At 74.7% G+C, this 24,117-nt stretch carries 19 protein-coding genes; 11 read left to right on the forward strand and 8 right to left on the reverse strand.

From position 1 onward, the window contains the following. Genes ABWI07_RS27060 through ABWI07_RS27075 form a run of 4 tightly spaced genes read right to left on the reverse strand, consistent with a single transcriptional unit; the run spans window position 1 to window position 6,330 of the window. Window positions 1–1,332: a vWA domain-containing protein gene (locus ABWI07_RS27060; protein ID WP_149257770.1), complete on the reverse strand. Its 1,332-nt coding sequence runs from the start codon at window positions 1,330–1,332 to the stop codon at window positions 1–3. Then, window positions 1,329–2,702 carry a PP2C family protein-serine/threonine phosphatase gene (locus ABWI07_RS27065; protein WP_353820181.1) on the reverse strand — a complete coding sequence of 458 codons (1,374 nt, stop codon included), beginning with the start codon at window positions 2,700–2,702 and terminating at the stop codon, window positions 1,329–1,331. Before ABWI07_RS27065 ends, ABWI07_RS27060 begins: the two co-directional genes overlap by 4 nt. Beyond that, a complete protein-coding gene (locus ABWI07_RS27070) occupies window positions 2,699–5,083 on the reverse strand; it encodes a serine/threonine-protein kinase (RefSeq protein ID WP_353820182.1) in 2,385 nt (794 codons plus the stop codon). The genes ABWI07_RS27065 and ABWI07_RS27070 overlap by 4 nt, the downstream gene beginning before the upstream one ends. Further along, window positions 5,080–6,330, reverse strand: coding sequence for a hypothetical protein (locus tag ABWI07_RS27075; protein ID WP_353820183.1), 1,251 nt, complete (start codon window positions 6,328–6,330; stop codon window positions 5,080–5,082). The genes ABWI07_RS27070 and ABWI07_RS27075 overlap by 4 nt, the downstream gene beginning before the upstream one ends. A gap of 202 nt (window positions 6,331–6,532) precedes the next feature. On the opposite strand from ABWI07_RS27075, the gene ABWI07_RS27080 reads away from it, so the two are divergent. Beyond that, window positions 6,533–7,039, forward strand: a complete 507-nt coding sequence (locus ABWI07_RS27080; protein WP_149257768.1) for a helix-turn-helix transcriptional regulator — start codon at window positions 6,533–6,535, stop codon at window positions 7,037–7,039. Window positions 7,040–7,113: 74 nt separating this feature from the next. Here the strand turns inward: ABWI07_RS27080 and ABWI07_RS27085 are convergent, their stop codons facing one another. Then, on the reverse strand, window positions 7,114–8,244 hold the full coding sequence (locus ABWI07_RS27085) for a glutamate--cysteine ligase (RefSeq protein WP_353820184.1): 1,131 nt from the start codon (window positions 8,242–8,244) through the stop codon (window positions 7,114–7,116). Between the two features lie 115 nt (window positions 8,245–8,359). Between ABWI07_RS27085 and ABWI07_RS27090 the strand changes: the two genes are divergently transcribed. Further along, window positions 8,360–9,367, forward strand: coding sequence for an NAD(P)H-dependent amine dehydrogenase family protein (locus ABWI07_RS27090; RefSeq protein ID WP_353820185.1), 1,008 nt, complete (start codon window positions 8,360–8,362; stop codon window positions 9,365–9,367). On the opposite strand, the gene ABWI07_RS27095 is transcribed toward ABWI07_RS27090, so the two are convergent. Continuing rightward, window positions 9,342–10,136, reverse strand: a complete 795-nt coding sequence (locus ABWI07_RS27095) for an alpha/beta fold hydrolase (RefSeq protein ID WP_353820186.1) — start codon at window positions 10,134–10,136, stop codon at window positions 9,342–9,344. The genes ABWI07_RS27090 and ABWI07_RS27095 overlap by 26 nt on opposite strands. A 41-nt stretch (window positions 10,137–10,177) precedes the next feature. Further along, window positions 10,178–11,821: a PucR family transcriptional regulator gene (locus ABWI07_RS27100; RefSeq protein WP_149257764.1), complete on the reverse strand. Its 1,644-nt coding sequence runs from the start codon at window positions 11,819–11,821 to the stop codon at window positions 10,178–10,180. 147 nt (window positions 11,822–11,968) lie between these two features. On the opposite strand from ABWI07_RS27100, the gene ABWI07_RS27105 reads away from it, so the two are divergent. The 5 genes from ABWI07_RS27105 (at window position 11,969) to ABWI07_RS27130 (ending at window position 18,767) form a co-directional block, all read left to right on the forward strand. Beyond that, window positions 11,969–13,312 (forward strand): aspartate aminotransferase family protein, encoded by a 1,344-nt coding sequence (locus tag ABWI07_RS27105; RefSeq protein ID WP_353820187.1) that lies wholly within the window; start codon window positions 11,969–11,971, stop codon window positions 13,310–13,312. Beyond that, window positions 13,309–14,808, forward strand: a complete 1,500-nt coding sequence (locus tag ABWI07_RS27110) for a CoA-acylating methylmalonate-semialdehyde dehydrogenase (protein ID WP_149257762.1) — start codon at window positions 13,309–13,311, stop codon at window positions 14,806–14,808. The genes ABWI07_RS27105 and ABWI07_RS27110 overlap by 4 nt, the downstream gene beginning before the upstream one ends. Window positions 14,809–15,034: 226 nt before the next feature. After that, window positions 15,035–15,400 carry a hypothetical protein gene (locus ABWI07_RS27115; RefSeq protein WP_149257761.1) on the forward strand — a complete coding sequence of 122 codons (366 nt, stop codon included), beginning with the start codon at window positions 15,035–15,037 and terminating at the stop codon, window positions 15,398–15,400. Between the two features lie 466 nt (window positions 15,401–15,866). Further along, on the forward strand, window positions 15,867–17,072 hold the full coding sequence (locus tag ABWI07_RS27120) for an ABC transporter substrate-binding protein (protein ID WP_353820188.1): 1,206 nt from the start codon (window positions 15,867–15,869) through the stop codon (window positions 17,070–17,072). A 714-nt stretch (window positions 17,073–17,786) separates the two neighbouring features. Further along, window positions 17,787–18,767, forward strand: a complete 981-nt coding sequence (locus ABWI07_RS27130; protein ID WP_160160855.1) for a sensor histidine kinase — start codon at window positions 17,787–17,789, stop codon at window positions 18,765–18,767. A 1-nt stretch (window position 18,768) separates the two neighbouring features. On the opposite strand, the gene ABWI07_RS27135 is transcribed toward ABWI07_RS27130, so the two are convergent. Beyond that, window positions 18,769–19,617 carry an NAD(P)H-binding protein gene (locus ABWI07_RS27135; RefSeq protein ID WP_149257757.1) on the reverse strand — a complete coding sequence of 283 codons (849 nt, stop codon included), beginning with the start codon at window positions 19,615–19,617 and terminating at the stop codon, window positions 18,769–18,771. A gap of 103 nt (window positions 19,618–19,720) precedes the next feature. Between ABWI07_RS27135 and ABWI07_RS27140 the strand changes: the two genes are divergently transcribed. From ABWI07_RS27140 to ispG, 4 genes are all read left to right on the forward strand, one after another. Continuing rightward, entirely contained in the window at window positions 19,721–20,122 is a 402-nt protein-coding gene (locus ABWI07_RS27140; RefSeq protein WP_353820189.1) for a winged helix-turn-helix transcriptional regulator, read from the forward strand. Between the two features lie 48 nt (window positions 20,123–20,170). Next, window positions 20,171–21,388, forward strand: a complete 1,218-nt coding sequence (gene dxr / locus ABWI07_RS27145) for a 1-deoxy-D-xylulose-5-phosphate reductoisomerase (protein ID WP_353820207.1) — start codon at window positions 20,171–20,173, stop codon at window positions 21,386–21,388. A 36-nt stretch (window positions 21,389–21,424) separates the two neighbouring features. After that, on the forward strand, window positions 21,425–22,624 hold the full coding sequence (locus tag ABWI07_RS27150) for a M50 family metallopeptidase (protein WP_353820190.1): 1,200 nt from the start codon (window positions 21,425–21,427) through the stop codon (window positions 22,622–22,624). A 115-nt stretch (window positions 22,625–22,739) separates the two neighbouring features. Beyond that, a complete protein-coding gene (gene ispG / locus ABWI07_RS27155) occupies window positions 22,740–23,933 on the forward strand; it encodes a flavodoxin-dependent (E)-4-hydroxy-3-methylbut-2-enyl-diphosphate synthase (RefSeq protein ID WP_502912857.1) in 1,194 nt (397 codons plus the stop codon). The last annotated feature ends 184 nt before the right edge of the window (window positions 23,934–24,117 follow it).

Below are 24,117 nucleotides of genomic sequence, written 5' to 3' on the forward strand. Positions count from 1 at the left end.
TCAGCCCTCGCTCCTCCTGGTGGTCACCGTCTCGTCCTTGCGTGTCCGGACCGTCTTGCTGGAGCGCGTGTCGAGCTCCATCTCGTCGGCCTTGGCGACGTCGCGCTTCAACCGGACGGTACCGGTCGCCTCGTCCACGACGTCCACCACCTTGCGCAGCATCGCGGTGATCTCGTCGTTGCCGGCCTCGCCCGCGAGCACCACGGCCCGGCCGAGCCGCGCCGTCGCGGTGTCGACGTCGCCGTCCTTGCGCGCCTGGAGGCCCTCCTGGATCGCCGCGGCCAGCTCCGCCTGCCCGGTGTAGCCCGCGACCCGCGGGTTGATCCGGGTGGACTCCGCCTCGTCGTCGGTCCACTGGGCCAGGACGTTCGCGCTCGCGGCGACCCGCGCCTCCTCGCCGGGCGCACCCGGCACGACGAGCTTCACCCACGCCGCGCGCAGCTCCTTGCCGACCTCCCCGGGCGGCAGCTCAACGCAGATGTGGTAGTCGCGGCTCTCGGCGCCCCACGCGCCGAGCGGGTAGTCGCCGGCCTGCGGGCCCGACTCGGCGCGCTTGGCGGTGAGGTCCTCCACCGAGGGGGAGACCTGCTTGACGAACCGCAGCCGCGCCGTCTGGGGCGTCCACACGCGCAGGGCGACGTCGGCGACGGACTTGCCCATCGCCGCCTCCGTCATGGCGCGGAAGTCGGCCACCAGGCCCGCCGGGTCGGCCACGATGTCCACGCTGCCGAGCAGGGCGGACGCCACCTTGCGCAGCTCGGCGACCTCCCAGTCGGTGCCGACGCCGCGGCAGTCGCAGACGAACCGCCCGCCGCAGCGGGCCAGGGCCGCGTCGAGCTGCTCCGGCGTCTCGTGCTGGTTCTTGCCGTCGGTCAGCAGGATCGCGTGCCTGATGCCGTCGCGGCCGGCGAAGAGGTCGTCGGCCAGCCGCAGCCACGAGCCGATCGCGGTGCCGCCGGACGCCTTCAGCCGGCTCAGCACGTGCTTGGCCTCGGCGCGGGTCTCCGGCGACGCCGGGACCAGCCCCTGGTGCCGGGGGAAGACCATCGAGGCCGTGTTGGAGCCGGACACGACCGCGAACTCCACGCCGTCGCGCAGCGTGTCGATCGCGACCTGCGCGGCCGCGATCGCCGCGCGCAGCTTGGTCTCCGGGTAGGACATCGAACCCGAGGTGTCGATGATGACGACCTCGGCCGCCCGGGTCGCGGACGGGGCGGGGGCGCCGCCCGGGGCGGCGACCGCCTCGACCGACACGATGGCGTGCATCTCGCGTCCGCCCACGGGCAGGTACTTGTTCTGGTCGATGGAGAGGGTGAACTGCGGCTCGCTCATCGGGGCTGCTCCGTGGTCTGGGAGATGCTCTCGTGGACGCGGCTGCCGGAGCCGCCGGGGGAGGGGACCGGGATCACGGCGACGGTGATGTTGTCGCGGCCGCCTGCCTCGAGGGCGCGGCGCACCAGCGTCCGCGCGGCGCCGAGCGGATCGGCCGCCGGGCCGGAGGAGCCTGCGCCCCCGGGTTCGCCGCCCTCAGGCTCACCGCCCTCGGGATCGCCGGCCAGCAGTGCCGCCAGGTCGGCGGCGTCGGGGAAGTAGTTCCACAGCCCGTCGCTGCACACCAGGAGCGTGCCGGGGCCGCTGGGCCGGAACGTCGCCACGTGCGGTTCGACCTGCCCGGCGTCGGCGCCCAGCCACGCGGTGATGACGTGCGCGTTCGGGTGCGCCTCCGCCTCCGCCTCCGTCAGCGAGCCCGTGGAGACCATGAACGCGGCCCACGAGTCGTCCTCGGTGAGCCGGCGGGACGGGCCGAGCTCGGCCATGTCGCCGGTGCTGACCTCGGCCTCGTCCACCTCATCGGGTGCCGGGCCCGTCGCGGCCTCCCCGCCCGCGCCGGATGAGCCGTCAGCGGCCAGCCAGTAGGCGCGGCTGTCGCCGACCCAGCCGACCGTGACCGCGGGGCCGCGCGTCACCGCGGACACGTAGGTGCACGACGGCGCGTCCGACGGCGACGTGGCGAGCGCGGCGACGGCGGCGGCCGCCCGCAGCGCCGCGTGGCGGGTGGCGTCCTCGGCGCCCTCCCCGGCGTCCAGCCTCGCCACCAGCTCGGCGAGGCCGGTGTCGGCGGCGGCGCGGGACGCCTCGTCGGGGCGCTGCGAGGACCCGACGCCGTCCGACACGACGGCCGCGACGCCGGAGAGGTGCGCGGAGAGGGCCAGCGCGTCCTCGTTCCGGCTGTAGCGGCGGCCGCGGTCGCTCGCGCCCGCCGCGACGACCGGGCGGGTGCCGTTGCCGCCGGCCGCGGCCGGCAGCTCGATCTCGACGTGGTCGCGTTCGGCGGGCTGGCGCAGGCCGCACGTCTCGCAGTAGCCGTCCGCGCCGATCGCCGTCCCGCCGCACCCCGGGCACGGGCCCGCGGTGCTGCGGCGGGCGGACGGCGCGGACTCCTGCCGGACCGTCGCGCCGTCGCGCCCGGCGGCCTCGGCGGGCGGTCCGTCGGCGAGCCGGTGCCCGCACTCCTCGCAGAAGATCTCCTCGGCGAACACCACGGCGCCGCAGGCGGGGCAGGACAGCTCGGCGGGCTTCCCCTGGTCGGTCAGGGCCGCGTCGGTTCCCGGGGTGTCGGGTCCGGGGGTGTCGGGTCCGGGGGTGTCGGGTCCGGCGTCGGGCCCGGTGGGGCGGTCGGCTCCGGTGGGGTCGTCGGTCACAGCAGAGTCCTCGGGCGTACGGCGTTGGCGGAGTCGACGAGCCGGCGGCACTCGTCCCGGTCGCGGGTGCGGCGCGCCAGCTCCCGGTACGTCCCCTCGAGCAGGCGGCGCAGCGGGGTCTCGGCGAGCGGGGCGCCGAACAGGGAGCCGCCCCGGGGCCCGGCCGCCGTGCCGGGACCCGCCAGGAGCCAGCCGAGCGCGGCCTCCAGCACCTCGGCGGCGAGCCGGTCGCGGCGCTCGGCGTCCAGGTCGAGGGCGGCGAGCCGGTCGCCCGCGGCGACCAGCTCGGCCGCCGCCAGCTCGGCGGGGGGACGGCCGCGCACCGCCGTCACGACGGCCGCGACCTGGGCGGGCACGTACCGGATGGAGATCTTCGGTACCGAGTCGAGCGCGGCGACCGCGGCGCGGCGGTCGCCCGCCGCCAGATGCACCCGGGCGAGGCCGAAGGCGGCGTTGATGTAGCTCTGGTCGGTGCGCCACACCGTCTCGTACAGGCGGACGGCGTCGTGGGGCGCCGACCGCTCGCGGCAGTAGGCGAGACCCAGCTTGGGGGCCGCCTCCCCGGGCAGCAGCCCGTACAGCCGGTCGAACAGCGGGGCGGCCTCGTCCACGCGGCCCCCCGCGAGCAGCCCGACCGCGCGGTACCAGCCGATCCGCCAGTCGGAGGGGCGCTCCGCGGCCAGCGCGTCGAGCAGCCCGTCGGCCTCCTCGGCCGCGCCCAGCTCGATCTTGGCGCGGGCGAGCGCCAGCCTGACCTCGGGCGTGCGCTCCGGCGCGTTCGCCGCCGCCTCGGCGGCCTGCGCCGGCTCCAGCGCGCCGAGCCCGGACACGAACGCGGCCGCGGGGTCGGCGCCGTCCACGAGCGGCGCCGGCAGCGCGGCGGCGGCGACCGGCGGCGGGACGGGCGGAAGCGCGGCCTCCTCACGCGTTCCCCCCGCCATCCGCGTCGTGAACCGCTCCGGGCCGAAGAGCCCGGACGGCGCGGGACGCGGCGCGCCGTCCTCGGCCGCCAGCACCTCCCGCAGCACGCCGGTCAGCTGCTCGGCCATCTCCGCCGCGTCATGGAAGCGGGCGCTCGGCTCCTTGTGCGTGGCGCGGCGCAGCAGCCGGTCGTAGGACTCGAAGCGCCGCAGGACGGGGATCTCCTCGCGCGGCGGCAGCGAGTGGACGTACGCGCGGGTGTAGCCCTTGAAGGGGAAGCTCAGCACGGCGAGGGCGCGGCCGACCGTGTACAGGTCGGAGGAGACCGACGGGCCGGCGTCGGCGATCTCGGGGGCCTGGTAGCCGACCGTGCCGTAGATCGCGCCGTCCGGGTCGTCCAGCCGCCGCACCCCGCCGAGGTCGATCAGCCTGAGCTGCTCCTCGGACTGGATCACGTTGTCCGGCTTGAAGTCGCAGTAGACGAGGCCCTGCGCGTGCAGGTACTCGAACGCCCGCAGCACCTCCAGCCCGTAGGCGATGGCCTGCGCGAGGGGCAGGTGCTTCTCGCCGGACGGGTGCGGCTGGGCGAGCAGGATGTCCTTGAGCGACTGCCCGCCCACGTACTCCATGACGATGTAGCCGTCGCCGTCGTGCTGGACGAAGTTGTAGATCTTGACGATGTTGGGGTGCTCGACCTCCGCGAGGAACGCGCGCTCGGCCGCCGCCGCGGCCATCGCGTCGGCGTCGCCGCTGTCGAGCAGGCCCTTGAGGACGACCCAGCGGTCGCTGACGTTCTTGTCCTTGGCCAGGTAGATCCAGCCGAGCCCGCCGTGGGCGAGGCAGCCCAGCACGCTGTACTGGCCGCCGACGAGGTCGCCGGGGCTGAGCTTCGGGGTGAAGGAGAAGCGGGCGCCGCACTTGGGGCAGAAGCCCTCCGACCGGCCAGGCCGGTCGCCGCGCCCGCGGCCGACGGGCTCGCCGCAGCTGCTGCAGTACCGCTTGGCCTCCGCGACCTGCGGGTCGCTCATCACCGCGCTGGACGGGTCGCGGTAGGGGACGCGCGGCACCTCGACGAGCCCGGCGCCGAGCATGCCGCGGCGGCCGGACGAGCGGGTCGACCCGGTGCGGGTGCTGCCCGTCCGGGTGCTGCCGGTCGCCGTGCTCCCCGAGGTGGCCGCGCCGCCCGACGTGCCCGCGCCGCCCGACGTGCCCGTGCCCGGCACACGCGCGGTGTGCGCGGGAGGCGAGCCGCACACGTCGCAGTAGCCGTCCATGATCGTGCCGCCGCACCCGGCCTGCCCGCACCGGTCGGGCCGCTCGGCGGACGGGCGCGGCGCCGGGACGCTCGCCGCGGGCGCGGCGGCCGCGGGAGCCGCCGGGGCCGCCGGGGGATTGCCGCAGACGTCGCAGTAGCCGTCCGCGATCGTGCCGCCGCACCCGGGCTGCGCGCACTGGCTCATCGATCCGCTCCCTTCGCCCGCGAGGTGACGGCCCGCTGGTACGCGGTCAGCGCCACGGTGGCCTTCCGCAGATCGCAGGGGGAGGTCCACAGCAGCTCGCGTGCCTGCTCGTAGGCCAGGGCCAGTTCGGGGTCCTCGGCGTGGCCGAGCCGTGCGGTCTTCACCCGGTAGGCCTGCAGGCGACCGCGCAGCTCCTCGCGCCGGTCCAGCAGGCCCCGGATCAGGCCGGCGGTCTCGCGGGCCCGCGCGAGCGCCGCGTCCGCCGCGCGCTCCAGGTCGGCGACGCGCTCCGCGGCCTCGCGCCAGCCGCCGCCCCGCGCGGCGGCGCCCTGCCGGGGCCGGGTGACGGACGCGAGGCGGTCGGCGAGGGCGGCGGAGGCCTCGGGCAGGTCCGGCAGCGCGGACGTGGTGATCTTGGCGAGCACCTCGTCCCGCGCGGCGCGCGCCTCCGCCTCGGCCTCGCGCAGCAGGTCCAGGACGGCGGCGACGCCGCGGAGCCGGGCGGCGAACCCGTCGCGCAGCCGCTCCGCCTCCTCCAGACTCCGCCGCACCTCGGCGAAGCCGGAGCGGACCGCGTCCAGCCGCGCGGTGTCGGCGTGGCCGTCCCGCGCCAGCGCGAGCGGGTCGGCGCGCACGACCGCGGCGACGCTCTCCAACTCGTCGCGGAGCCTTTCGAACTCGGGGTCCGCGCCGCCGAGGGACTCCAGCAGCTCCTCGGCCGCCCGCCGCTCGGCCTCCACCTCGGCGAGCCGCGACAGCAGCGTCGACCAGACGGCGTCCAGCGCGGACACCGCCCGCGCGACGTCCTCGTACAGCGGCGTCATCCGGTCGACGGCCGCCCGCAGCGTCAGCCGCTCGCCGGACGGGACGGCCAGCAGCGTCCGCCGCTCCAGCGGCACCTCCGGAGCGGGCAGCTCCACCGAAGGCCCCTCCAGGAGGCGGGTGAGCTCGGCGAGCCGCGCCTGCCCGGGTCTGCCGGGGCGGGACCACAGCTCCTCGGCGGCGGAGAGCGCGCGCCCGTAGAGGTCGAACAGGAGCCACAGGGAGGCCGCCCGCGACCGCACGTCGGACTGGACGCGCAGCGTCGCGCCGCGCAGCGTCGCCCCCTCCAGCAGCTGGTAGCCCTGATGGGCCTCCAGCTCCAGCAGGGCGGTGCCGATGCGCTCCCTCTCGTCGCGGAGGCGCGCGAGCATCCTGTCCGCCTCGTCCCGGCTCATCGGGGGCCGGTCCAGGCGCGGTTCACTCAACGCCGATCCACGGCTTGACCCATGTTCGCCCCTGATTCCCCCGAATAGAGCATGTTTTCCGAGCCTCAGTTTTCACCATGCGAGGCCGCCTTCTCAAGCGCGAAGCCGATCAACGCTCCGGACCGGCCCGCGGTGCGCCGCGCGCCGCGTCCACCCGCGCCGGAACCTCCAAAATGTCAGTGTTCGAACGTATGATCGAACCATGGCGAACGTTGCGACGCACCCCCAGTCCGCGCCTACCGTGCACACCGCACCCGCGCTCACGGCGGCGGAGATCGCCGCCCTCGCGCTCTCCCTCGCGCACCTCGGCGGCGGCCCGCAGGCCACCACCGCGCGCCGCGCCCTGCACACCCTCCTCGACGCCGCTCCGCACGACGACGTGGTCACCACCACGCTCGCCACCCTCACCGCGCCCCTGGACGCCTCCACCTCCGACCGGGCCCGCGTGATCGCCGCCGCCATCACCGAGCACCGCGTCGTCCGGCTCTGCTACGGCGACGCCGGCGCCAACGTCACGATCCGCGAGGTCGAGCCGGTCACCTGCCTCGTCCACCGCGACCACTGGTACCTCGTCGGCTGGTGCCGCATGCGCCGCGGCGTGCGCGCCTTCCGCTTCGACCGCATCCTCGCGGTCGAGTCCACCGGCCTGCTCGCCCGGCACCGGCGCGCCGACCGCTACCTGCCCTTCCAGAAGCGCCGCACGGCCTGACCGCACGGCCTGACCGCACCCGGCGCCGGGGCCGCACGACCGCGGCTCCGGCGCCGATCCGCACCCGCCCTCCCTCAGACCGACACCGTCTCCTGGACGGCGGCGGTGACCACGCTCGGCACGTCACCGGTCCGGGCGTAGACGGCGCGCTGGAACCGGGCCCCGTTCCCGCGCTCCAGGACGCCGCGGAGGAGCTTGGTGACGGTGTCGAGGTCCCCTGCGCGGTCGAGCGCGGGGGACAGGTGGTCGAGCAGCGCCTCCACGACCTCGCGGGCGGGGGCGGCGAGGTGGGTGCGGGGGTGGACGAGTTGTTCGCGCAGGCCGGAGCGTCCGGCCCGCCACATCGCCAGGCGCATCAGGTCCGCGCGCACCGGGTCGGGCGGCTCGCCCCGGTGCCACGCGTCCGCGGCGGTCTCGACGAGCGCCCGGACCAGCGCGGCCGTCAGCACGGCGTCGTCGGCCTCCAGGCACACGTCCGCGACGCGGATCTCCACGGTCGGGTAGTGCCGGGACAGCCGGGCGTCGAAGTAGATCATGCCCTCGTCCACCAGGGCGCCGGTCGCGAGCAGCGCCTTGACGGTGGCCCGGTAGGCCTCCGCCGAACCGAACAGCTCGGTCGGGCCGCTGGACGGCCAGCGGCCCCAGACCTGGTGCCGCCAGCTGTCGGAGCCCGTGTCGGCGCCCTGCCAGAACGGGGAGTTCGCGCTGAGCGCGAGCAGCGGGGGCAGCCATGGCCGGATCCGGTCGAGGACGGCGACGCCCTCCTCCGCGGACTCGATGCCGACGTGCACGTGGCAGCCGCAGGTGAGCTGCTCGTCGGCGGTGGGGCCGTAGGCGTCGGCCATCCGCAGGTAGCGGTGCGACGGGGTCAGCGACGGGCGGACGCTGACCGGCGAGGTCGCCAGCGCGGCGACGGCGGCGCCCACCCCGGCCGCCGACTGGGCCGCCGCGATCCGCGCCGACCGGACGTGGTCGGACACCTCGTCCAGCGAGACGCAGACCGGGGTGGCCGTCTCCACCTGCTCGCGCTGGAGCTCGGTCTCCAGCGCCTTGGAGCGCCGCCCGCCGGTCAGGAACAGCTCGTCATGGCGGCGGGCGTAGTGGATCACGGAGCCGGAGAGTGCCTGGGGCGCGCCCGTGTCCGGGTCGACCAGGAGCAGTTCCTCTTCCACCCCGAACGTGCGTGCACCCGCGCGAAGTGTCACCAGATGTTCCTTCCCGGCCTGCACGGATGTACGTCCCCGGGGAGGGTCGTTCTGGCCGGACCGGCGTGCCTAGAATGCGCGCGGTCAACCGAGCGCTTGGTCAAAAGGTGGTGGTATGTCCTATCTCGTCGGCCAGTGGGGCACCGGGTCCGTCGGCAGGTCGGCGCTCGGAGCGCTGCTCGGGCACCCGGACCTCGAACTGGCCGGGGTCGTCGCCACCGACCCCCGGCACGCCGGCGTCGACGCGGCCGAGCTGGCCGGAAGCGGCCGCCCCGCCGGGATCCGCGCCACCGAGGACCCGGCGGCGCTCCTGGCCCGGCGCCCCCACGTCGTCTGCCACACGGACTCCCGCGCCCGGGACGTGGCCGGGGAGCTGTGCCGCATCCTGGAGGCGGGCACCGGCGTGGTGTCGGACGCCCTGCCCTCGCTGGTCCATCCGCCCTCCGCCGACCGGGCCCTCGTCCGCCGGCTGCGGTCCGCCTGCGCGACCGGCGGCGCCGCCTGCCTCACCCTCGCGCCCGGCCCGGTGGACGACGTGCTCCCGCTGCTGCTGAGCGGCGGCTGCCGGCGCGTGCACGGCGTCACGATCACCCGGTTCACCTGCGAGGACGATCCCGAGGCCGGTGACCGGTTCGGCTTCGGCGGCCCCCTCGGGCACCGTCCGCCGATCGTCCGGCCGGGCGGCCCGCGACGGACCTGGGGGCCGGTCGTGCGCCTCCTCGCCGAGCACCTGGCGGTGCCGCTGGACGACGTGCGCGAGACCTACGAGTCGTGCCCGGCGCCCGATGACGCCGGGCACGTCGCCAAGGGGACCCTGGCCGGGCTGCGGTTCCAGGTGTCGGGACTGCTGCGCGGCCGTCCCGTGATCACCGTCGAGCACGTCGCCCGGCTGCGCGCGGACATCGCCCCGCACTGGCCCGCGCCGCCGTCCGGCGGGACGGAGGGCCACCGCGTCGAGATCGACGGCGAGCCGCCCTGGCGGATGGACCTCGCGGGGCCCGGCGCCGCCGAGTCCGCCGCGCTGCGCATGGCCAGCGCCGTGACCGCCGTGGCCGAGGCGCCGCCGGGCCTGCACACCCCGCTGACCCTGCCGGCGTTCAGCGGCCGGCGCCGCCTCCGTTGAGCCACGCGGCGAGCAGGGTGCCGGTCTCCTCCCGGCGGTCGACGTAGAGCATGTGCCCGGCCTGGATCTCGCTGATCACGAGGCCGGGGCCGAGCGCTGCGCGCAGGTCGACCACGAACTCCGGCCGGACGAAGTCGGCCTCGGTCGCGATGACCAGGTGGGTGGGCATGTCAGCGGGCGGTGCGAGGTGGGGGCGGGCCATCTCCGAGTACGCGGTCACGGCGGCCGCGGGCTCGAACCGCCACCGCAGCCGCCCGTCCGGCCCGTGCTCCAGGTGCTCGGCGACCTCCTCGTCCACGGCCTCCGGGGGCGCCGCCGGCCAGCGCGCCGCCCGGTCGGCCCGCGCCTCGGCGGCGTCGGCGAAGGACGCCGGCGACAGGTGGGCGCGCGCCTCGCGGCCGGCCACCGCCGGGTCGAGGCCGATGGCCGGGTCCAGCAGCAGGAGGCGCCGCACCCGCCGCGGGGCGGTCCGCGCCAGATGCAGCGCGATCATCCCGCCGTAGGAGTGCCCGACGAGGTCGGCCCGCGCGACCCCCTCGGCGTCCATCACCGCCAGGACGTCGGCCACATGCCGCTCGACCGTCCACGGCGGCTCGTGCGTCGACCGCCCGTGGCCGCGCAGGTCGGGGGCGAGGACCGAGCGGTCCGGCAGGTACCGCTCGGCGGTCCGCCGCCAGCGCGCCCCATGACCGCAGACCCCGTGGAGCATGACCACCGGCGCTCCGCCCGGGTCTCCGTACCGATGAACGTGCAGTACCGCGTCCGCCATGGCCTAAAGGGTAGGCGGGGCGGGGCCGCCGCGGACGGCCTTCACCGGTCACCGGCCCCGGACCAGGACCGTTCCCAGCGGACCGACGACAGGGCCAGCAGCGCCACATGGAGGGACACGCACGACTCCACGTCGTCGAGATCGGCGTCCAGGACCCGTTCGATGCGGCGGAGCCGCTCGTAGAAGGCGGGGCGGGACAGGTGCGCCTGCTGGGCGGCGACGGCCTTGTTCCGGCCGGACTCCAGGTAGAGCTCCAGGATGCGGGTGAGGTCGCTGCCGCGCTGGGCGTCGTACTCCAGGAGCGGGCCGAGCTCGCGCTCGACGAAGGTCTGCACGCGGACGTCGTCGCGGAGGAGGTGCAGCAGCCCGCGCAGGCGCAGGTCGGGCAGGCGGTAGAAGAGGCGGGCCCCGGAGCCGCGCGCCGCGACGTCGGCGACCTGCTCGGCCTCCAGGAAGGAGCGGCGGACGTCGCGGATCGTCTCCACCACCGAGCCGGCGGCCATGACGGTGTCGCCGGACTGCTCGCGGATCCGGGTGGCGACCTCGGTGAGGGCGGTCTCCACGTCGGCGCGGGCGGGCAGGGAGGCCAGCACGCCGACGCGGGCCTGCGGGCCGCCCTCGTCCAGGACGCCGACGAGCGCGGCGAGGCGCGCGTCCTTGCAGGCGGACGCGGCCGTCTCGGCGAGCTGCGACAGCTCTCCTACGGGCGGGGCGGTCCGCGTCAGGGCGGGGCCGCGGTGCCGGAGCACCGCGCCGAGCAGCCGGCGGCCGGACAGCGGGACCCCGAGGGCGCGGGCGCGGGCCGCCGCCTCCTGCGGGTCGGAGTAGGCGTGCGCGAGGATGCGGGCGATGATCGTCCCGTGCGCCTGGCGCTCGACGCTCTCGGCGTGCCGGTCGAGGAGCCGGCCGAGGGCGAGGGTGGTGGCGGCCCGCTCGATCAGCACGGTCTCGCGCGGGGTCGGCGGCGAGCCGAGGTCGATGATGAGCCGGCCCCAGTCCTCCCCCCGCGCGCCGACCATGGTGACCAGCCAGCCGGACGCCTCGTCGTAGCCGGTGCGGCGGCCGGGCCGGACGGCCCGCGACCGGGTCTCCCACGCCGACAGCAGCTCGGCCGGGTCGGCGCCGCCGGCGTCCGCGGCGAGGACCTGGTGGGCGAGGTTCTCCAGCACCACCGGGTGCCCGCCGAGCGCCGCCACCTGCCGGACGACCTCGTCGGTGGAGGCCCCCTCGACCGACAGCTGGGTGAAGATCTCGTGCAGCTGCTCGGAGGCGCGCAGCTCGGCGAACTGCTCCTGGACGATCCGGGCGTGCACCGACTCGGTGATGTCGACGAACGCGGGCTCGTGCGCCAGCACGATCACCGGCAGGCCGAACTCCTCGGCCGCGGCGATCAGGGCGGGCGGCAGCACGCTGGCGTAGCGCCGGCCCAGCTCGATCATCAGACCGCTGACGCCGACCTCGGCGAGGTCGGCGATGTAGGCGCGCAGCCGCTCCGGCTCGTCCGGCAGCGCGATCCCGGTGGTGAGGACGAGCTCGCCGCCGTGCAGCAGGTGCGCGATGTCGGTGACCTCGGCGACGTGCACCCAGCGGACCCGGTTGCCGGTGCGGTCCGCGCCCGCGACGACGTGCGGCTGGCCGCGGCGCACCGCGTCGAGCTGGAGGACGTCGTCGACAGTGGGCAGCATCACCGGCGATGATATCCGGACAGGGTGTCAGCAGCGCTGATGCGGTCGTTACAGGGTGTCAGCCGCCAGCAGACCGTTAAGCGGAGCCCCGCGGTCCTGACACTCTGCGGGTGGCCGCGGCCGCCCGCGGGAAACCAGACTTGGGGCATGTCGGAACACGCGAACCTGCTCCGGCGCCACCGGGCGGTCATGCCGTCCTGGATGGCGCTCAACTACCGGGACCCCATCGAGATCGTCGGCGGCAAGGGCAACCGCGTGACCGACGCCGAGGGCAACACTTACCTCGACTTCTTCATCGGCATCCTGACGAACATGCTCGGGTACGACGTGCCCGAGGTCCGGGACGCGGTCGAGCGCCAGCTCGCCACCGGCGTCGTGCACACCTCCACCGCCTACCTGCTGCGCGGCCAGATCGAGCTGGCCGAGAAGATCGCCCGCCTCTCGGGCATCCCGGACGCGAAGGTGTTCTTCACCAACTCCGGGACCGAGGCCAACGAGACGGCGCTGCTGCTGGCCGCCTACGCGCGGCGCAGCAACCAGGTCCTCGCGATGCGGCAGAGCTACCACGGCCGGTCGTTCGCCGCGACGGGCGTCACCGGGAACCGCGGCTGGACGAACCTGCCGTACTCCCCGCTGGACGTCCACTTCCTGCACGGCGCCGACCGGCGGCTCCCGCAGTTCGCCGGGATGTCGGACGAGCAGTACATCGACGCGTGCACGCAGGACCTGCGGCACGTGCTCGCCACCGCGACCGGCGGCGACGTCGCCGCGCTCATCGCCGAGCCGATCCAGGGCGTGGGCGGCTTCACGATGCCGCCGGACGGCCTGTTCGCGGCCTACAAGCGCGTCCTCGACGAGCACGGGATCCTGTTCATCTCGGACGAGGTGCAGACGGGGTGGGGGCGGACGGGCCAGGGCTTCTGGGGGATCGACAACCACGGCGTGACCCCGGACGTGATGACGTTCGCCAAGGGCCTCGGGAACGGCTTCGCGGTCGGCGGCGTCGTCGCGCGCGGCGACCTCATGGACGGCCTCCACGCGGTCGGCATCTCCACGTTCGGCGGCAACCCGGTGTCGATGGCCGCCGCGAACGCCACGCTCGACTACGTCCTCGACCACGACCTGCGGGCCAACGCGGCCCGGCAGGGAGCGAAGATCATCGGGGGCCTGTCGGCGGCGGCCGGCCGGTTCCCGATCGTCGCGGACGTGCGGGGCAAGGGGCTGATGTTCGCGGTCGAGCTCGCCGATCCGGAGACCGGGGAGCCGAGCCCGCCGCTGGCCGCCGCGCTGATGGAGGCGGCCCGCGAGCGGGGGCTGCTGGTCGGCAAGGGCGGCCTGTACGGCAACGTGGTGCGCATGGCACCGCCGCTGACCCTGACCGGTGACGAGGCCGAGGAGGGCCTCGGCATCCTGGTCGCATCGCTGGAGGACGTGAACGGGACCGCCGTCGCCGCAGGGCGCGGCTCGTCCCCTCACCGGGAGGACGCATGACCAAGCATGTGACGCACTGGATCGGCGGGAAGCCGTTCGCCGGGGAGGGCGACCGGTGGGGCGAGATCTACGAGCCCGCGTCCGGCCGCGTGGCCGGGAGGGTCGGCCTCGCCGGGGACCGGGAGGTCGACGCGGCCGTGGCCGCCGCGAAGGCCGCCTTCCCCGCATGGCGGGACGCCTCGCTCTCGCAGCGCACGAAGGTGCTGTTCCGCTTCCGCGAGCTGGTCGACGCGCACCGCGCGGAGCTGGCGCGGCTGATCTCCGCCGAGCACGGCAAGGTGGTCTCCGACGCGGCCGGCGAGGTCGCCCGCGGACTGGAGGTCGTCGAGTTCGCCTGCGGCATCCCGCACCTGCTCAAGGGCGGGTTCTCCGAGAACGTCTCCTCGCGGGTGGACGCCTACTCGATCCTCCAGCCGGTCGGCGTGGCCGCCGGGATCACCCCGTTCAACTTCCCGGCGATGGTGCCGATGTGGATGTTCCCGGTCGCGATCGCGTGCGGGAACACGTTCGTGCTCAAGCCGTCCGAGAAGGACCCGTCGGCGTCGGTCCGGCTCGCGGAGCTGTGGGCCGAGGCGGGGCTGCCGGACGGCGTGTTCAACGTCGTCCACGGCGACAAGGCGGCGGTGGACGGACTGCTGCGCCATCCGGACGTGCGGGCCGTCAGCTTCGTCGGCTCCACTCCGATCGCCCGCTACATCTACGGGACGGCGGCGGCGAACGGCAAGCGGGTGCAGGCGCTCGGCGGCGCCAAGAACCACATGCTCGTGCTGCCGGACGCCGACCTCGACCTCGCGGCGGACGCCGCGGTGTCGGCCGGCTTCGGCTCGGCGGGGGAGCGGTGCATGGCGATCTCCGTCGTGGTCGCCGTGGACCCGGTCGGGGACGAGCTGACGGCCAGGATCAGGGAGCGCGTCGCCGGCCTCAAGATCGGCCCTGGCGACCACCCCGAGGCGCAGATGGGGCCGCTCGTCACGAAGGCGCACCGGGACAAGGTGGCCTCCTACCTGGACGGCGCCGTCGCCCAGGGCGCCACGCTCGCCGTCGACGGGCGCGACCCGGAGGTCCTTGGCGGCGCCGGCGGCGGGTTCTGGCTCGGCCCGGCCGTGCTCGACCACGTCACCCCGGACATGGACGCCTACAAGGACGAGATCTTCGGGCCGGTGCTGTCGGTCGTGCGGGCCGGCTCCTACGACGCGGCCATGGAGCTGATCTCCGCCAACCCGTACGGCAACGGGACCGCGATCTTCACCAACGACGGCGGGGCCGCGCGCCGCTTCCAGAACGAGGTGGAGGTCGGCATGGTCGGCGTGAACGTGCCGATCCCCGTGCCGATGGCCTACTACTCCTTCGGCGGGTGGAAGGACTCGCTGTTCGGCGACAGCCACGCCCACGGCATGGAGGGCGTGCACTTCTACACCCGGACGAAGGCCGTCACCGCCCGCTGGCTCGACCCGTCCCACGGCGGGGTGAACCTCGGCTTCCCCACCAGCGGCTGAGGAGCGGAGCGGGAATTACCTACCGAGCGCGTTTTACCGTTGTCAATTTCCGTCCGGGACGGCCGGGTGAATAATGGCTCCACCCCATTGACGGGGTCTGTGTCCGGCGACACAATCTGACTGTCTCCATTAATTGGGGAGAATTCAAAAGTCAGGGTCGGCAGTCAGAAACCCGTGGTCTCCGGGCCGCGGGCCGGTGGAGCCGGACGTGCAGGAGAGCCGCGCTATGACCGCAGGCGACCACGCCGCCGAGGTGGACGCCCTCGGAAGGCGATTCCCGGGCTGGACCATTTGGTTCGGCCTCTTCACCGGCCATTGGTGGGCGCTGCCGCCCAAGGACCGCGACGTCGGCGACTTCCTCGAGGCCGACACCCCGCAGCGGCTCATCGCGCGGATCGAGGTGGTCGCGGGCGCCGCGCCGACACGGCGGCCGGCCGGCGGGCCGGCGCCTCCGGGCGGCCGCGCGCGGCCGCCCCGCGACACCCGGCAGGACGTGCGGCGTCCCTCGAACCTCCTCCGTCTCGAGGGCGTCACACCGCCGCCGTCAGGCCGGGTACCGGTGATCGCGTGGCCGGGCGGCACCCCACGGTGATCCGCTGTTCCCCACCCCCCGCCACGCCCACCGGTGCCGCCGCGGCCCCGGGCAGGACGCCGGCCCGCGCCATATCCTCTCCAGCAACCTCCGTGTATGGCGCGGACGCCAGCACCCGTCGTCCCCCGGGGCCCCGGTGGTCTCCCGCTCACCGGCTCGGCCGGAATACGCATTGAAGAGTGCGGAAATGGTCATGGTGTTCTCACCTTCCGGAAAGTAGACCGGTCGGCGAAAGAGTCGCGATCTTCGGTAATTCCGGCCATGGAGGCCCCGGGTCGGCGGGAAAGTTCCGCCAGAGCGCCGATCACGTCGTCCGTATCCGCGACGACGCGCGCAATGGCGGCCGGAGGCGCCGAGAGGCGGCGCGCGGCGCCGGGGCGGATGCGTCCGGCCGTGCCGGAGACGCTACGCTGCGCCGACGGGCCCGTTCACGAGGGGGAGGGCCCTGGCACGGATCGGGAGCGACATGCGGCTGACGGCCACGGCACGGGTCAAGGCGGCGACGGCCCTGGCGGCGGCCGCGGCGCTCGCCGCCGCGGTGCTCGGCGGCTGCAGCGGCGGGGACGACAAGCCCGTCGGCGTCGCCAAGGTGATGAGCACCCTCGGCCCCGGCGAGGGGGCGCTGAACCTCCTCACGCTGCCCGGCTCGGTGGAGAGCGGTGCCACCGACCCGCGCGTGGACTGGGTCACCCCCTTCCAGGAGCGCACCGGCTGCAAGATCGGGATGAAGGTCGTCAAGACGCCCGAGGAGATGGCCGACCTCATGCGCGACGGGAACCGCCGCTACGACGGCGTCGCCGCGCCGCCGGAGGTCGCCGGGCGGCTGGTCGAGGAGAATCAGGTCGTCCCGATCAACCCCGACCTCGTGGACGGCTACAAGAAGCTCGAACCGAAGCTGCGCAAGCTCCTGGAACGCGACGGCAAGCACTACGGCCTTCCGTACGTGTGGGGCTCCAACCTGCTGATGTACGACACCCGGACCGTCCCGCCGCCGGCGGGCTGGGCCGCGCTGTTCGACCCCGCCCAGGCCCGCCGCTACGCCGGGAGGATCGTCATGCGGGACAGCCCGCTCGCGATCGCCGAGGCCGCGCTCTACCTCAAGGGCAGGCAGCGCAAGCTCAAGATCCGCGACCCGTACTCGCTGACGCCGGCGCAGCTCGCCGCCGCCGGCCGGGTCCTAGCCGCGCAGCGCCCGTTCGTGGGGGAGTACTGGGACCGTCCGGCCGACGCCGTCAGCGCGTTCGCCGGGGGCCGGGCGGTGCTCGGCCAGGCGTGGCCCTACCACCTGGACGTGCTGAACCGCGCGTCCCGGCCCGTCCAGGGCGTCATCCCGGCCGAGGGCGCGACCGGATGGATGGACGCGTGGATGATCGGCGCCCGCGCGGAGCACCCCAACTGCATGTACCAGTGGCTCCAGTGGACGGCCTCGCCGGACGTCCAGCAGCAGGTCGCCGAGTGGACCGGGGTCGCGCCCGCCAACCCGCAGGCGTGCTCGGGCGACCGCCTCAAGTCAGGGTTCTGCGCCGCCTACCACGTCGGCGACCGCGGCTACCTGGGAAAGATCATCTTCGCGCACGCGCCGTCGAAGGCGTGCGGCGGCGGGTCTGACAAGAAGGACTGCACGGACTACGCCGAGTGGACGCGGACCTGGATCCAGGCCACCAAGGCCTGAGGTCCGCCGGAGAGTCTCTCCGGCGTGCCCGACCGCCCCCAGTCGGGCACGCCTGACGGGTGGTCCCGGACTTCCCCCCGAAACGCCCGGGTCACCCTCTCCCTGGAGAGATCTCCATGACAGCGGCGCCGTGCGCCGCCGTCCGCGCCGGTGGCGGCTCCTCCACCGCCGGCCCGGCGCCCGTGAGCGGCTCCCGGGGGCCCCGCCGTGCGCGGGGTACCGGCGGGGCGGGTGCGCAGTCGTCGCACGCGAACACCCCGGACGAGTCCGGCAGGCGGCCGACGCGGACGCGCGGCCGGGGCCACCTCTTGCGGCAGACGACGCAGGCGTCGCCCAGGCGCTGGGCTGTGCTCAACCCCCGCGGGTCGACGACCCGCTCGCCCGTTTGGCCCATGTCTCCATCCCCCCGGTGGGAGTCGCCATCACGTGTCTCCTTTATAGGCGGGGGAGCGTGTTGTGGCTGTTACGGAAGGTGAAAAGGGCGGCAAAGCCTTACGTGTCGCCCCGCCGTCCGCGAGCCACCGGGGCTATGCGCGGCGCCGAGGCACGCGTCGACGCCCCGGCCGCGGGGCCGCCGGCCAGGCTATGCGGACCCCGACCGGGCGCTTTGCCCGCCTTTGGAGGGTGGTTGCGTACAAAGGAGGCATGTCGGCCAGGAACGTCGATGATCGGCGAGTCCGGCCGCACAGGCCCCGCCCCCTTCGGGCGCGTGTGATGTCGGCGCCGTTCACCGCACTCGGCTCCCTGCTGGTGGCCGCGATAGCCTTGGCGGCCGCCGCCCTTCACGTGCTCGCCGGCGTCGGCCGCCCAGGGGTGCTCGCGGCCGTCATGGCCGGGCTCGCGGCGGTGGCCGTCGGGTCGGCCCGGTGGGGGGTCGCGCACTCCGCGCGCGGGTCGCTCCGCCCGGTGGAGCGGCTCCGGCGGGAGCTGGACAGGCTCACCGAGGACGGCGCGAGCGGCCGCGTCGCCGTCCCGGCGACCGGCGACGAGATCGAGCGCCTGGCCGAGCGCGTCAACGAGCTGCTCGGCCGCCTGGAACGCGCGGTCCTGCAGCGGCGCGCGTTCGTCTCCGACGCCTCGCACGAGCTGCGCACGCCGATCGCCGGGCTGCGCACCCGCATCGAACTGGCCCTCTCCGCCCCCGACGACGGCGAAGCCGCGGACACCCTGCGGCAGTCGCTCGCCGACATCGACCGGCTGCACCGCATCGTCGAGGACCTCCTCGTCCTCGCCCGCATCGACTCCGGCGACCTCCCCGTCCGGGAGCCCGTCGACCTCGGGGCGCTGGTCGAGGCGGAGGCGGCGCGCCGCACCCCGCCGGTCCCGACGGTCGTCAAGGCCGAGCCGGGCCTCGTCGTCGCGGGCGACCGGCAGCGCCTCGCCCGTGCGGTGGGCAGCCTGCTCGCCAACGCCGAGCGCTACGCCGCCGCGCAGATCGAGGTCGAGGCGCGCGCGGACGGCGACGGGGCCGTCGTCGAGGTGCACGACGACGGCCCGGGCATCCCGCCCGCCGACCGGGACCGCGTCTTCGAGCGCTTCGCCCGGCTCGACCCCGCCCGCAGCCGCGACAAGGGCGGCAGCGGCCTCGGCCTGCCGATCGCGCGGGAGATCGCCCGGGCCCACGGCGGGACCGTGCGGGTCGCCGACGGCGCCTACGGCGCCCGCCTCGTGCTCCGGCTCCCGCTGGCCCGCTGACTCACCGGAACGCGGCGACGTTCTCCTCGGCCCACCGCGCGAACGACCTGGCCGGGCGCCCGAGCACCTTCTCCACGTCGGGGCTGACGCGCCGTTCGGCCGCGGTGGGCTCGCCCAGGATGTCCAGGGTGCCGTCCACGACCGGCGCGGGCATGAACGCCAGCATCTGCTCCCGGGCCTCCTCCCGGGTCTGCTCCGCGAACGCCACCGGCTCGCCCAGCGCCTCGCCGATCGCCCGGGCCCGCTCCCGCGGCGAGACCGGGGCGGGCCCGGTGAGCTCGTAGACGCGGTCCTCGTGTCCGTCCTCCCGCAGGACGGCGGCCGCGACCTCGGCGATGTCGGCCGGGTGGACGAACGGCAGCGCGACGTCGGCGAACGGCGCGGCGGCCGCACGGTGGGCGCGGATCGGCGCCGCCCACGCGAACGCGTTGCTGTCGAAACCGCCCGGCCGCAGGATCGTCCAGCCGAGGCCCGACTCCCGCACGGCGTCCTCGAACGCCCTGAGGTGGCTGTGGCTGTGCGCCGTCGGGCGCGTTCCGGCGCCCTGCGACGACATCAGCACGACCCGCTCCACGCCCGCGGACTTCACGACGTCCAGGACGGCGCGCGGGTCCAGGTCCTCAGGCGAGCCGAGCAGGGGCCCGGCGATGAGCAGGAAGAGCGCGTCCGCTCCGTCCAGGACGGGCCGGAGGGTCTCCGGCTCGGCGAGGTCGGCCGCGCGGTGCGCGACGCCCTCGGGCAGATCGCCGGGATCGGTGCGCGACACCGCCAGCACCCGCTCGCCCGCCTCCGCCAGCGCCCGCACGAGCGGCCGTCCGACGTTCCCCGTGGCGCCCATGACAACGATCATTGCTTTCTCCTCCTGAGCTGCACTGGCGCCGCCGGAGGGCGGCGCCGTCGCGGTGCGACCCGGCGAAGCTAGCATCCTGGATATAGTAGGTACCTAGAAGAAAGTGACTACCCGGGAGGTCGCCATGATGGACGCCAGGACCGAGGAGGCGCTCGACCCCGAGCTGGCCTGTCCGATCGCCCCGGTGGTCGACCTCGTGTTCAGCCGCTGGACGACGCCGATCCTGTGGACGCTGCACGAGTACGGGCGCCAGCGGTTCGTGGAGCTGCAGCGCCGTATCGGCACGATCACGCCGAAGGTGCTGACCCAGCGCCTCCGGCAGATGGAGCGCGACGGGCTCGTGGTCCGCACCTACCACCCGGAGGTGCCGCCGCGCGTCGAGTACGAGATCAGCGAGCTGGGGCGCAGCCTCGCGCCGCTGTTCGCGGCCCTCGCGGAGTGGTCCGCCGAGAATATGGAGAAGGTCGAGCGGGCGCGGCGCGCCCACGACGGGGACGGCGGCTGAGCGGCCCGCGCGGTCCCGGCGCGTCCGATGCCCGACAATGGACGCGTGATGCCTTCTTCAAGCCCCGACGCGGCCGCCCGCGAGCTGGTCGTCCTCGGCTCCACCGGATCGATCGGCACCCAGGCGCTCGACGTGGTCCGCCGCAATCCCGGCCGGTTCCGGGTGGCGGGGCTCGCGGCGGGCGGCGGGCGGGTCGAGCTGCTGGCCGAGCAGGCGCTGGAGTTCCGTCCCGACGTCGTCGCCGTGGCCAAGGCGTCCGCGGCACAGGATCTCCAGCTCGCCTTCTACGCCGAGGCCAAGCGGCGCGGCTACGCCTCCGGCGCCTACCCCATCCCCAAGATCGTGGCGGGCCCGGACGCGGTCGCCGAGGTCGCCGCCTGGCCGTGCGACGTGGTGCTGAACGGGGTGACCGGCGCGCTCGGCCTCGCCTCGACGCTGGCCGCGCTGGACGCGGGTCGCACGCTCGCCCTCGCCAACAAGGAGTCGCTCATCGTCGGGGGCCCCCTCGTGCAGGAGCGGGCGCGGCCGGGGCAGATCGTCCCCGTCGACTCCGAGCACTCGGCGCTCGCCCAGTGCCTGCGCGGCGGGCGGGCCGAGGAGGTGCGGCGGCTCGTGCTCACCGCGAGCGGCGGGCCCTTCCGCGGGCGCGGGCGCGACGAGCTGGCGGACGTCACCCCGGAGCAGGCGCTGAACCACCCGACCTGGGACATGGGCCCGGTCGTCACGATCAACTCCGCGACCCTGGTCAACAAGGGCCTGGAGGTCATCGAGGCGCACCTGCTCTTCGACATCCCGATGGACCGCATCGAGGTCATGGTGCACCCGCAGTCGTTCATCCACTCGATGGTCGAGTTCGTCGACGGCTCCACGCTGGCGCAGGCAAGCCCGCCCGACATGCGGCTGCCGATCGCGCTCGGCATGGACTGGCCCGACCGGGTGCCGGACGCCGCGCCCGGCGTCGACTGGACCAGGGCGCACACCTGGGAGCTGTTCCCGCTCGACGACGAGGCGTTCCCGGCCGTCGCGCTGGCGCGCCGCGCCGGCGAGCTGGGCGGGACGGTCCCCGCCGTCTACAACGCCGCCAACGAGGAATGCGTGGACGCGTTCCGCGCGGAACGGCTCCCGTTCCTCGGGATAGTCGACACTGTCGCGCGGGTAATGGAGGAGCACGGTTCGGGCACCACCGGCGGCCTGACGCTCGACGACGTCCTCGCGGCGGACGCGTGGGCGCGGACCAGGGCCAGGGAGCTGACCGCAACCGCCTGACCCGGGGACCCGCCTCGGGAGGAACCCGGAGGGGCGATGGCCTTCTTCCTCGGCGCGGTGGCCTTCGTGGTGGCACTGCTGGTGTCGGTGATGCTCCACGAGGGCGGGCACCTGCTCACCGCCAAGCGGTTCGGGATGAAGGCCACGCAGTACTTCGTGGGGTTCGGCCCGACCCTGTGGTCCACCCGCCGGGGCGAGACCGAGTACGGCGTGAAGGCGATCCCGCTGGGCGGCTTCGTCAAGATCGTCGGCTACACGCCGCTGGAGGAGATCAGCCCGGCCGACCGGCCGCGCGCGTTCTACCGGCAGCCCGCCGGCCGCCGCGCCGTCGTCATCGCCGCCGGGGTGGTCGCCAACTTCGCCTTCGCGTTCCTGCTGCTGATGGCGATGGCCATGACGGTCGGGGTGCGGGAGTCCGGCACGGTGACCAGCACCGTCGACCAGGTGACGAGCTGCGTGCCCGCCTCGCTGTCCGGCGGCTGCGGCGGGGACCGGCCGCCCTCCCCGGCCGCGCGGGCCGGCCTGCGCCCGGGCGACCGCGTCGTCTCCTTCAACGGCAACCCGGTCTCCGACTGGAACGACCTCACCAGGGCGATCGACGCGGCGAAGCCGGGCCAGACCGTCACCGTGGTGGTCGCGCGTCCGGGCGCGGCGCGGCCGGTGGCGCTGCCGGTCACGCTCGCGGACGTGGACGGGCGGCCGTTCGTCGGCATGGCGGCGAAGGTCGTCGGCGCCGGGTACGAGCGGACCGGGCCGCTCAACGCGGCCGTGTTCGCCGGGCAGGGCATCGGCCGCACCCTCGCCGGCGTCGGGCGGGCCGCGGCGGACCTGCCGTCCGCCGTCCCGAAGCTCTTCTCGCCCGAGCGGGGGAGCACGCCCGGCGGCCAGGTCGGCAGCGTGGTCGGCGCGACCGAGGTGTCGGGGCAGATCTTCTCCTCGCAGAGCTCCGCCCGCGACAAGCTGACGCTCTACCTGTCGCTCGTCGTCTCGGTGAACATCTTCCTCGGCGCGCTCAACGTCCTGCCCCTGCTTCCGCTGGACGGCGGGCACCTCGCGGTCGTCGCCTACGAGCGGGCACGGGCGGGCGTGAATCGGGTCAGGGGGCGGCCGGATCCGGGCACGGTGGACATGACCCGGCTCATGCCCTTGACATACCTGGCCATCCTGCTGCTGGTGGGGTTCGGTGTGCTGCTGATCCTCGCCGACCTCCTCAACCCCCTCCGACTACCGGAATGACACACGATGTTTACCGAGTGTGGTCATATGGTCACACTGTTGGACGACGGGTGCCGTCAACTCAGCCGCGCGGGGCACCTAGGCTTTGTACGGGGCCGAAAACATGAGGAGAGGGATGAGCGTTTCACTGGGAATGCCGAGCGTCCGCGGCGATGGCGACGGGCAGGGGGCGCCCGATCCGATCGCGCCCCGCCGCAAGTCCCGGCAGATCATGGTCGGTGACGTACCGGTCGGCGGCGACGCCCCGGTGTCGGTGCAGTCGATGACCACCACCCTCACCGCCGACGTGAACGCCACGCTCCAGCAGATCGCGGAACTGACCGCGTCCGGATGCCAGATCGTCCGCGTCGCGGTGCCGTCGCAGGACGACGCCGAAGCGCTGCCGGCGATCGCGCGCAAGTCGCCGATCCCCGTCATCGCCGACATCCACTTCCAGCCGAAGTACGTGTTCGCGGCGATCGACGCGGGCTGCGCGGCCGTCCGGGTCAACCCGGGCAACATCAAGAAGTTCGACGACAAGGTCGGCGAGATCGCCCGCGCCGCCAAGGACGCGGGCGTGCCGATCCGCATCGGGGTCAACGCCGGTTCGCTGGACAAGCGGCTGCTGGAGAAGTACGGCAAGGCCACCCCCGACGCGCTGGTGGAGTCGGCGCTGTGGGAGTGCTCGCTGTTCGAGGAGCACGACTTCCGCGACATCAAGATCTCGGTCAAGCACAACGACCCGGTCGTGATGATCGAGGCGTACCGCAAGCTCGCGGCGGCCTGCGACTACCCGCTGCACCTCGGCGTCACCGAGGCGGGCCCGGCGTTCCAGGGCACGATCAAGTCGGCCGTCGCGTTCGGCGCGCTGCTCGCGGAGGGCATCGGCGACACCATCCGGGTCTCGCTGTCCGCGCCGCCGGTCGAGGAGGTCAAGGTCGGCACGGCGATCCTGGAGTCGCTGGGGCTGCGCAAGCGCGGCCTGGAGATCGTCTCCTGCCCGTCCTGCGGCCGCGCGCAGGTGGACGTGTACTCGCTCGCCGAGCAGGTGACCGCCGGCCTGAAGGACTTCCCGGTCCCGCTGCGCGTCGCGGTGATGGGCTGCGTGGTGAACGGTCCCGGCGAGGCCCGCGAGGCCGACCTCGGCGTCGCGTCCGGCAACGGCAAGGGCCAGATCTTCGTCAAGGGACAGGTCGTCAAGACCGTCCCCGAGGCGCAGATCGTCGAGACCCTGATCGAGGAGGCGATGCGCATCGCCGACGAGATGGGCATCGAGATCGACGAGAACGGCGCGGTCTCCGGACCGGGCGCCGACGTGGTGGTCGGCTGACGAAGCGGCCTGCCGGCGGCGCGCCTGCCGGCCGGCGCCGCGGGCCGGCGCCGTAGCGAAACCCCAGAGCCCCGGGTCTGCGACCCGGGGCTTTCGCATGTCCGGAACCCGTGTCGCAGGCGGGCATCCGGGACCGGAACGTCCGCAGATATCACAGAGTTCCGCTGATCTTGTCACGATTCAG

This window comes from Actinomadura sp. NPDC000600 (assembly GCF_040492135.1).
Taxonomy (GTDB): Bacteria; Actinomycetota; Actinomycetes; order Streptosporangiales; family Streptosporangiaceae; genus Spirillospora.

What these genes read in the sequence shown, in the direction of transcription:
- ABWI07_RS27120 (WP_353820188.1), top strand. Translation starts at nt 15,867, where the DNA reads ATGCGGCTGACGGCCACGGCACGGGTCAAGGCGGCGACGGCCCTGGCG.
- ABWI07_RS27060 (WP_149257770.1), bottom strand. Translation starts at nt 1,332, where the DNA reads ATGAGCGAGCCGCAGTTCACCCTCTCCATCGACCAGAACAAGTACCTG.
- ABWI07_RS27135 (WP_149257757.1), bottom strand. Translation starts at nt 19,617, where the DNA reads ATGATCGTTGTCATGGGCGCCACGGGGAACGTCGGACGGCCGCTCGTG.
- ABWI07_RS27095 (WP_353820186.1), bottom strand. Translation starts at nt 10,136, where the DNA reads ATGGCGGACGCGGTACTGCACGTTCATCGGTACGGAGACCCGGGCGGA.
- ABWI07_RS27110 (WP_149257762.1), top strand. Translation starts at nt 13,309, where the DNA reads ATGACCAAGCATGTGACGCACTGGATCGGCGGGAAGCCGTTCGCCGGG.
- ABWI07_RS27150 (WP_353820190.1), top strand. Translation starts at nt 21,425, where the DNA reads ATGGCCTTCTTCCTCGGCGCGGTGGCCTTCGTGGTGGCACTGCTGGTG.
- ABWI07_RS27070 (WP_353820182.1), bottom strand. Translation starts at nt 5,083, where the DNA reads ATGAGCCAGTGCGCGCAGCCCGGGTGCGGCGGCACGATCGCGGACGGC.
- ABWI07_RS27115 (WP_149257761.1), top strand. Translation starts at nt 15,035, where the DNA reads ATGACCGCAGGCGACCACGCCGCCGAGGTGGACGCCCTCGGAAGGCGA.
- ABWI07_RS27090 (WP_353820185.1), top strand. Translation starts at nt 8,360, where the DNA reads ATGTCCTATCTCGTCGGCCAGTGGGGCACCGGGTCCGTCGGCAGGTCG.
- ispG (WP_502912857.1), top strand. Translation starts at nt 22,740, where the DNA reads ATGAGCGTTTCACTGGGAATGCCGAGCGTCCGCGGCGATGGCGACGGG.
- ABWI07_RS27105 (WP_353820187.1), top strand. Translation starts at nt 11,969, where the DNA reads ATGTCGGAACACGCGAACCTGCTCCGGCGCCACCGGGCGGTCATGCCG.
- ABWI07_RS27080 (WP_149257768.1), top strand. Translation starts at nt 6,533, where the DNA reads ATGGCGAACGTTGCGACGCACCCCCAGTCCGCGCCTACCGTGCACACC.
- ABWI07_RS27100 (WP_149257764.1), bottom strand. Translation starts at nt 11,821, where the DNA reads ATGCTGCCCACTGTCGACGACGTCCTCCAGCTCGACGCGGTGCGCCGC.
- ABWI07_RS27130 (WP_160160855.1), top strand. Translation starts at nt 17,787, where the DNA reads ATGTCGGCGCCGTTCACCGCACTCGGCTCCCTGCTGGTGGCCGCGATA.
- dxr (WP_353820207.1), top strand. Translation starts at nt 20,171, where the DNA reads ATGCCTTCTTCAAGCCCCGACGCGGCCGCCCGCGAGCTGGTCGTCCTC.